Source organism: Actinacidiphila oryziradicis (genome assembly GCF_005047355.1).
GTDB lineage: Bacteria > Actinomycetota > Actinomycetes > Streptomycetales > Streptomycetaceae > Actinacidiphila > Actinacidiphila oryziradicis.
The window spans coordinates 1-8,087 of sequence record NZ_SUMC01000191.1 but is presented as its reverse complement, the minus strand read 5'-3'; the positions used below and the strand labels follow the sequence as shown (position 1 = coordinate 8,087).

Sequence of the window (8,087 nt, the reverse complement as noted above, 5' to 3'; positions counted from 1 at the left end):
GGCGTTGCGCGTGCTCTACCTGATCTTCTTGCGGCTCCTCGGACTGCTCCTGCTGCTCTCCCGCTCGCCGGGCGCCAAGGACGTCGAGCTGCTCGCGCTGCGCCATGAGAACGCGGTGCTACGCCGCCAGCTCGGCGTCCGGCCACGCCTTGTGTGGCCCGACCGCGCCGTGCTCGCAGCCTTGGCCCGACACCTGCCATCCCACCTGGGCCGGCACCGCCTGGTCACCCCGGCCACCCTCCTGTCCTGGCACCGCCGACTGATCCGCTGGAAGTGGAAGCAGAAACCGGCGCGCACCGGCCGCCCGCCGATCTCCGAGGAGCTCACCGCCCTCATCCTGCACCTGGCCCGCGAGAACCCGACGTGGGGATCGACCCGCATCCAGGGCGAGCTGCGCCGTCTCGGTCACCGGGTCGGCGCCTCGACCATCCGCCGCATCCTGCGCAGCGCCGGCCTCGGTCCCGCACCCCGGCGCAGCCCCGCCGGAGGACCGACGTGGCGCGCGTTCCTGCGCGCCCAGGCCTCCGGCCTGCTGGCAGCGGACTTCTTCCACGTCGACACCGTGGTCTTGAAGCGGCTGTACGTGTTCGCGGTCATGGAGGTCGGCACCCGCACCGTGCGCATCCTCGGCGTCACCACCCACCCCACCGTGGCCTGGGCCACCCAGCTCGCCCGAAACCTACTGTCCGACCTCGGTCAGCGAGCCTCCGGCTTCCGCTACCTGCTGCGCGACCGCGACTGCCGCTATACCCAGGCGTTCGACGCCGTCTTCACCGCCGACGACATCGAGATCCTCAAGACCGCACCACAGGCTCCGCGGATGAACGCCCACGCCGAGAGGTTCATACGCACCGCACGAGCCGAGTGCACCGACCAGATGCTGATCTACAACGAGCAACACCTGCGACACGTCCTGGCCGAATACACCCAGCACTACAACTGCGGCCGGGCCCACCGAGCGCTGCAGCTTCGCGCCCCAGCCGACGACCCCGACCCCATCCCCTTCCCGGCCCAGCGGATCCACCGTCACGACATCCTCAGCGGACTCATCCACGAGTACCACAACGCCGCCTGACGAAGATCACGACGGCTGAAGAAGCTGCAGGTCGGCGCTGTACGGGACTTTTGGAACCCCACAACCGTGTGCGACCGGATGAAGCTGGTGAGGTACCTCTTCCAGACTGCGGTGGAGGAAAAGCGGCGGCCCGACGACCCCACCGACGGGGTCAAACTCCCCCGCGCCGCGAGGCACGCGGTCGACGAGGACGAGATCCCCACCCTGCACGAGGTCGATCTCATCGCCAAGCAGATCTCACCGCAGTACCGACTGACGGTATACCTGCAGGCCGGGGCGGGGCTGCGGATCAGTGAGCCCCTGGCCTTCACCGCCGACTGCCGCCGTTCCGGCTTCCTGCGGGTGCGCCGGCAGGTCAGCTCGAAGGCGCACCGCGAAGACTGCGAGACCCGCGTCGTCCCGCTCAAGCACCGGGCCGAGGGAGAGTACCGGGACGTCCCCCTGCCCGCCTTCCTCGCCCAGGAGGTCGACGCGCACCTGAGCCAGTGGCGCACCGTGACGGCGTCGGGCATGGAGGTCCTGTTCGCGCCGCGCGATCGGGGCAAGGGCACCATGCCGACGGCGACGACCTACGCCTACCACTTCAGGAAGGCGCTCAAGGACGCGGGCATCGTGAAGCCGGACGGGAGACCGAAGTACACGCCGCACGGCCTGCGCCACTTCTTCGCCTCCACCGCCCTCGCCCACGGTATCCCGATCCACGAGGTGTCCCGCTGGCTCGGCCACCGGTCGATCAAGACCACGGTCGACGTCTACATCTCGTCCCCGCCTCCTGGGACCGCTGCCGCACCATCATGCAGGCTGCCCTGCGCCCTGGATCACCCGCGTCGTAGCCGGTCAAGGACGGTGCCGGGCCGGGTCCCAGGCACCGGCGGGTGGTCGGCACCGTCCGGCGCCGGCGCCGTCGCTGTGGCCGTTGCAGACGGCGAAAGGGTCGTGCCGGTGCGGGTCTTGGTCTCGAAGAAGTCGGCGGCCAGGATGGCGTTGGCTTGGGAGCGGAGGAAGTCGGCCCCGGTGGTGTGTTCCCGGTCGGGGGCGGGAGGGATGCCGTGTTCCTTGAGGATGCCCCACACGGTGGAGGCGGCGCGGCGTCACCGAGGATCGGCACGGCTGGATGCACCCGCTGGGCTGACCCGTCCTGGTGCCCCGGCGACCCGCGAGCTGAAACGGGCGGCCGTACGCCGGCCGTCCGTTCGGTGCGTAGCTCCTCCTCGGCGCGGGTATCCATTCAGTCCGCGGGGGGCGTGTCCTCCCGTGCGCGACGGCGGAAAGGGGAGGGGGAGGGTGAGCGGAGGGTCGCCGATACCGCGGTTGCGGTGGCTGATGAGGATGTTACGCACGCCCCGTCGGCCGCAGAGCCTCACCGTGCTCACGGTGCTGGCCGCCGTCGCCGGGCTGCTGCTGTGGCGGGCGTCAACCATGGACAGCTACGGTGAGAACCTTGCGCTCAACCTCGGCACCGACTTCGTCGGCGTCGTCATCACCGTGTTCGTGATCGGTCCGCTCATATCGCGCGCCCAGGAGGGCCGGGTGCGGGAGCACACCCGGCTCGACTACGAGTGGTTCGCCGCCCAGGTCTACGGCTCCACCACCAACGTGAAGGTGCTCGACACCTTCTCCAACCTCTTCGGTCCGCAGTTCTCCGAGCGCCTCTTCCGTGGCGTCAGGTCGGCCACGGCGCAGGGCGCCCGCGTCCAGATCCTGCTCCTGGACCCGGACTCCCTCGCCGTCATTCTGCGTGGCCGTGAGCTGGGCGAGCAGAACGCCGACATCCGCCGCGACATCATGCGCAACCTACGCACCCTGGACCAGTTCGCTGGCCGGCTGGGGGACACCGCACGCCAACTCCTCGAAGTACGACTGTGTTCCACGTCCCCCGGCGTCACCCTCTACCGCTGGGACGAGCGCTGCCTGGTCTCCTTCCTCACCGTCGGCCGGCTCTCCGGAGAGGGAATCCAGCTGGAGGTGGCGGTCCGCTCCCCGCTCGGTACGTTCGTCGAGCAGCGGTTCGATGAGCTGTGGCGGCAGAGTAAGCCCATGGACCGGTTCACCCATCTGCCGGTCACCCTGGTCGACACCGCTGACGGGCGACGGGGGTTCAGCTGCCGGTTCGTCCACGTCGAGGACTGCCTGTACGTCGACGCGCCCGACTTGGTGACCTATCTGGCCCGCCACCGCCTAGACCAGCTCATAGCGTACAGCGAGGCATTGAACGGCGCGGGTGCCCATGAGGTCGTCGTCGTGGACGATGAGAGCGAGCTGCATGAGCTGCTCATCCGGCACTTCGCGGAGAAGTACGATGCGTCGGCGACCGCCATTGTCGAGTTGCGGCCGTCGGTCCTGGTCACGGAATAGAGGCCCTGGCACACATGAGTTCAGCGCTCCACCTTGCACCGCATGCGGGCCCAAGCACCCGGTTTCGCTCCTTCACCCCCCGTGACCTGGACGGCCTGCTGCAGCGCATGTCCCTGACGCCCGCCGACCGGCTCGCCGTGCGCGCCGTTACGACGGTCCTGCCCTTCCGCACCAACACCTACGTCGTCGACCAGCTCATCGACTGGACGGCTGTGCCCGACGACCCGATCTTCCGGCTGACCTTCCCGCAGTCCGGCATGCTGCCTGCGCCCGACCTGCGCCGGATGGCAGACCTGCTGGCCCGGGACGCGCCGAAGGGCGAGGTGCAGCGCACGGCGCACGAGATCCGCATGCGCCTCAACCCGCACCCGTCGGGCCAGCTGGACGCCAACGTCCCCGTGCACGAGGGCCGCCGCCTCACCGGTCTGCAGCACAAGTACCCCGAGACGGTGCTGATCTTCCCGCGCCAGGGACAGACCTGCCACGCCTACTGCACCTACTGCTTTCGCTGGCCCCAGTTCGTCGGCGAGTCCGACCTGCGCATCGCCACCGACGACATCGCCACGACCAGCTCGTACCTGCGCGCCCACCCGGAGGTCAGCAGCACCCTGATCACCGGCGGCGACCCGCTGGTGATGAGCACGGACGTGCTGCGGCGGTACGTCGAACCGCTACTGGAGATCGACACCGTCCGCTCGGTTCGCATCGGCTCCAAGGCGCTCGCCTTCTGGCCCTACCGCTTCACCACCGACCGGGACGCCGACGACCTGCTCCGCCTGTTCGACAAGGTCGTCGCGAGCGGCCGCCACCTCGCGCTGATGGCCCACTTCACGCACCCGCAGGAGCTGCGCCCGCCGGTCGTGCGGGAGGCAATGCGCCGGGTGCGCTGTACAGGCGCCGTGATCCGCTGCCAGGGCCCGCTGGTGGCCGGGATCAACGACAGCGCCGAGGCGTGGGCCGAGCTGTGGGAGGAGACGACGACCCTGGGCGCGGTGCCGTACTACCAGTTCGTGGAGCGGGACACCGGCCCGCAGGGCTACTTCGGGGTCCCGCTGGTTCGCGGCCACCAAATCTTTCGGGACGCCTACGCCCGGGTCTCCGGCCTCGCTCGCACCGTACGCGGCCCCGTGATGTCGGCGATGCCCGGCAAGGTGTGCGTGGACGGCGTCGCCGACATCGCCGGCGAGCGCGTCTTCGTCCTGCACCTGATCCAGGCCCGCGACCCCGATCTCGTCGACCGCCCCTTCTTCGCCGCGTACGACGAGGGCGCAACCTGGTTTACCGACCTGAAGCCCGCGTTCGGCGCAAGCCGGTTTCTGCCGGGGCTGGAGGTGGGCTGAGGTGAGCAGCGAAAAGGATCCCTCACGGTTGCCGAACGGCCCGGAACCAGAATCCACCGGGCTGAGCAGGGAAGGGGCCCGGCCCTCATAGAGTCCTACCTTGTTGCGTGGGTCGGCGCACATCCGGCGGGGCGGGTGCGGGCGACATCGTGGTGGTGGCGGCGCGGCCCGGCACCGGCTGGGCGGTCGCCGTGCTCGGAACGTGCTGGACCCGGTGCCGGAGCGCTCCTGGGGGGCCTGAAGAGCGGCGTCCGCGCGCTGATCTCCAGGGGTGCCGGAGGAGCGCGGCGTAGCACCAGGCCAGGCGCGGGCGCGGCGGCGGCCTCCACCGTGACGGTGCGGCCCCCGCGCAGCGCGGCCAGCACGGGTGGGCGCAGCCCAGCGCGGCGGCCGCCGCCAACGGGCGCGGATCCCGTTCGCCTTCGACCCGTGGCGATCGAGCATCTTGCTGGTGGCGGGGGATAAGCGGAACCGCTGGACCGAGTGGTATGCGGAGGCGATTCCGCTGGCCGAGCAGCGGTACGCGGACTACGTGAAGATCCGTACCGAGGAGGAGGGTGCGCCGTGACCGGTTACTCGCGATGGAAGGACATCCGTGCCGCGCATGTCGAGCGGGCAGGCGGTGAGGCGGCGGTTGCCGAGGGGAAGCGGGAGCTGCTGGCCGAGGTGCTGGGGCATCGTCTGGCGGAGATCCGCCGGGCGCGAGGGCTGACGCAGGAGCAGGTGGCGGAGCGGATGGGTGTCACCAAGGGCCCGGTCTCGCAGATCGAGCAGGGATCGATCTCCGGCCAGGAAGTGCTCGCCCGATATGCCGCCGCTCTGGGCGGGCCGTTGCATCAGGCGATTTACTTCGACAACGGGGACATCGCCGCGATTGCCTGATCGACGAGTGGGGTGATGACGTTTGCTGGATCCGTGCTGGATCGGACCCCGCTGTAGCGCGTTACCGCAGGTGGTAGCGGTGTGGTGGATGTTTCGCTTCAACGTCTAGTGCGGCATTGCCTCGAAGGGGACGGCCCGGCGCAAGTGGAACTTCGCGACGACCGTACGGAGCAGCTTCTCCTTCATGTCCGTCGGAAACTCGATGCTCGTCCAAGCATCGGTGAATGTCTGATCCGGCAGTGACCGAGCGTCGGCGATACCCGGAAGTGCGGTGTCCGGCAGGAGTCGGCTCGCTGGTTATCCGTACCCTCGCTGGATCGATGCTGGATCGGGATGACGGCCCGTCAGGTGAGGTGGAGGTCCGGTCGGGGGTCCGGTGGGGCGGGGTGGGTGGGGGTTTCGGGGCGCTGACGGCCCGTGGGTGGGCGCTGGGGGTGAGGAATGGTGGTGGTGTGTCAGTCCCCGGGACGGTGGCTTCGGGGGGCCGTAGCGGGGCGTGTGGTGAGCGGTTGCTGCGGGCGGTGTGTCGGCCCGAGCGGCTGGGCGTGGCCGTGGGCCTGCTGCCATGGCGGGGGAGCGGCGGGCTCACGTTGCGCGGGTTCGAATCCTCGACGCGGGCGTACGCCTTGCTGTAGTCGGGGAGGCTTGGCGCAGGTTGAGTCCCCGGCAGGAGCCCCATGTGACCTGCGGAAACCCGCTAGTCGTCAAGCAAACTGTCCATCTACCGGTTGGTGGGAATCCACCGAGCAAGCACATCGTCCGGAATCAGGTAGTGGTCGCCATCGGTGAACGCAGGCACCACGTCGAAGGAGATCACCCCGCCGTTGAGGTCTCCGACCGTGTCGACGCCGAAGTCGACGCGTACGGCACGACGGTCGCAGCACACCCGGCCCGGGGTAGTAGGGCTCCAGGATCTCCGCGACTGCTTCGAGGACTTCGTGAGGATGGCGGTCAAGGAAACTCCTGTCCTTGAGGACAACCATGATGTCGATGTCTCGCAGCGGCTTCAGACGGCGACCTGTGGCTTGACCCGGAAATCATCCGACATGTTGTCCGGAAGAACGGTGCCTACCCCTCCCTACGTTGCGGGAAAAGGCGCGGCTGTGATCGCGTCAGGTGTGGGTCGGGAAGGCGAGCGTGAGCGAACCGCTGATGACGTGTCGTAACGGATTCCAGTGGCGTCGAAACCGGGGCAAGATCTGGGCTCCGGGACAAGTCTGGGGGGAGCCTGCTGACTGCCCAGACGGCGTCCGGCATGTAGGCGGCGCGAGTCCGGCCCGGGCTCTTGCACGGAACGTGGGAACCTGTCGCCCCGATACTGCAGTCGGCCCGGTGGGCCGGCTGCGAGAGGGAGTACCCTAAGCGGACAAAACCGCGAGGGGCCGAGTACCGATGCGGGGCACGGGGGCAGACCGTCTCGTAGTAGTGATGAAGCCCGGTAACGCGGGCGGAGCGAAGGGGACGGGTCGTCCAGGTCTGCTTGGTGGCCAACCGGAGTGCCCGGGATGAACCAGACGAGCGGATCGAAGTCGTATCAGATCTCGAAACACCTGGTGTTCGAGGCGTACTTGAGGGTCAAGGCCAACAAGGGCGCGGCGGGCGTCGACGGGGTGTCGATCGAGCAGTTCGAGGTGGACCTTCGGGGCAACCTCTACAAGCTGTGGAATCGCATGTCGTGGGGCTGCTACTTCCCGCCGCCGGTACGGATGGTGGAGATCGACAAGCCGGGAGGCGGGTCGAGGATCTTGGGAGTGCCCACGGTCGCGGACAGGATCGCGCAGACGGTGGTGGCCATGGTGTTGGAGCCACTGGTGGAGCCTGTGTTCCACCCGGATTCCTATGGGTACCGGCCCCGCCGCAGTGCACTGGACGCGGTCGAGGCATGCCGGGAACGGTGTTGGAGTACCGATTGGGTGATCGATCTGGACATCCAGGGGTTCTTCGACAACCTCGATCACGACCTTGTTCTCAAGGCGGTCAGATACCACACCGACCAGCGGTGGATCTGGCTGTATGTGGAGCGGTGGCTCAAGGCCCCGATCCAGCGGCCGGACGGCAGCCTGCTCGCCCGGGACCGGGGGAGCCCACAGGGCTCAGCGGTCTCGCCCGTGTTGTCGAACGTGTTCATGCGCTACGCGCTCGACGCCTGGATGGCCCGGGAGTACCCGGGCATCGGGTTCGAACGCTACTGCGACGACGGTGCGCCACGAACACAACGGGAGGTTTCGATGTAGACGGAACTTTCCGACGTGATGCTGCACCGGTGATGGAGGTGGGCCCTCCGGGACCGCCCACACAGGGGGAGGTCCTAAACCGCCGCAGGTTGCTCCGGTGAATGAGCCGGGGTGATGAGCACTGCGGAAAAGGCGCACAAGATGCGTCAGGTGCGAGCCGAGAAGGCGAACGCGAGTGAACCACTGATGAAGTGTCGAAAG

7 protein-coding genes are annotated in these 8,087 nt (G+C 68.5%); 6 read left to right on the top strand and 1 reads right to left on the bottom strand.

Annotated elements, in window-relative coordinates:
- Positions 1-4 precede the first annotated feature (4 nt).
- From FCI23_RS52585 to FCI23_RS52555, 5 genes are all read left to right on the top strand, one after another.
- A complete protein-coding gene (locus FCI23_RS52585) occupies positions 5-1,075 on the top strand; it encodes an integrase core domain-containing protein (RefSeq protein ID WP_136731039.1) in 1,071 nt (356 codons plus the stop codon).
- A gap of 78 nt (positions 1,076-1,153) precedes the next feature.
- Positions 1,154-3,430 (top strand): tyrosine-type recombinase/integrase, encoded by a 2,277-nt coding sequence (locus FCI23_RS64475; protein WP_407646164.1) that lies wholly within the window; start codon positions 1,154-1,156, stop codon positions 3,428-3,430.
- Positions 3,431-3,537: 107 nt separating this feature from the next.
- Positions 3,538-4,770, top strand: a complete 1,233-nt coding sequence (locus FCI23_RS52565) for a KamA family radical SAM protein (RefSeq protein ID WP_246144882.1) — start codon at positions 3,538-3,540, stop codon at positions 4,768-4,770.
- A 367-nt stretch (positions 4,771-5,137) separates the two neighbouring features.
- Positions 5,138-5,338, top strand: coding sequence for a type II toxin-antitoxin system RelE/ParE family toxin (locus FCI23_RS52560; protein WP_136731036.1), 201 nt, complete (start codon positions 5,138-5,140; stop codon positions 5,336-5,338).
- Complete coding sequence (locus tag FCI23_RS52555) at positions 5,335-5,652, top strand: helix-turn-helix domain-containing protein (protein WP_136731034.1); 318 nt, start codon at positions 5,335-5,337, stop codon at positions 5,650-5,652. Before FCI23_RS52560 ends, FCI23_RS52555 begins: the two co-directional genes overlap by 4 nt.
- A gap of 721 nt (positions 5,653-6,373) precedes the next feature.
- Here the strand turns inward: FCI23_RS52555 and FCI23_RS52550 are convergent.
- The gene (locus tag FCI23_RS52550) at positions 6,374-6,607 is read right to left on the bottom strand and encodes a hypothetical protein (protein ID WP_136731032.1); all 234 of its coding nucleotides are present in this window, start codon (positions 6,605-6,607) and stop codon (positions 6,374-6,376) included.
- Positions 6,608-7,157: 550 nt separating this feature from the next.
- On the opposite strand from FCI23_RS52550, the gene FCI23_RS52545 reads away from it, so the two are divergent.
- Entirely contained in the window at positions 7,158-7,886 is a 729-nt protein-coding gene (locus FCI23_RS52545; protein ID WP_136731030.1) for a reverse transcriptase domain-containing protein, read from the top strand.
- The last annotated feature ends 201 nt before the right edge of the window (positions 7,887-8,087 follow it).

Excerpts from the sequence above, each read along its gene's own strand:
- FCI23_RS64475 (WP_407646164.1), top strand. The coding sequence starts at position 1,154 with ATGAAGCTGGTGAGGTACCTCTTCCAGACTGCGGTGGAGGAAAAGCGG.
- FCI23_RS52545 (WP_136731030.1), top strand. The coding sequence starts at position 7,158 with ATGAACCAGACGAGCGGATCGAAGTCGTATCAGATCTCGAAACACCTG.
- FCI23_RS52565 (WP_246144882.1), top strand. The coding sequence starts at position 3,538 with ATGTCCCTGACGCCCGCCGACCGGCTCGCCGTGCGCGCCGTTACGACG.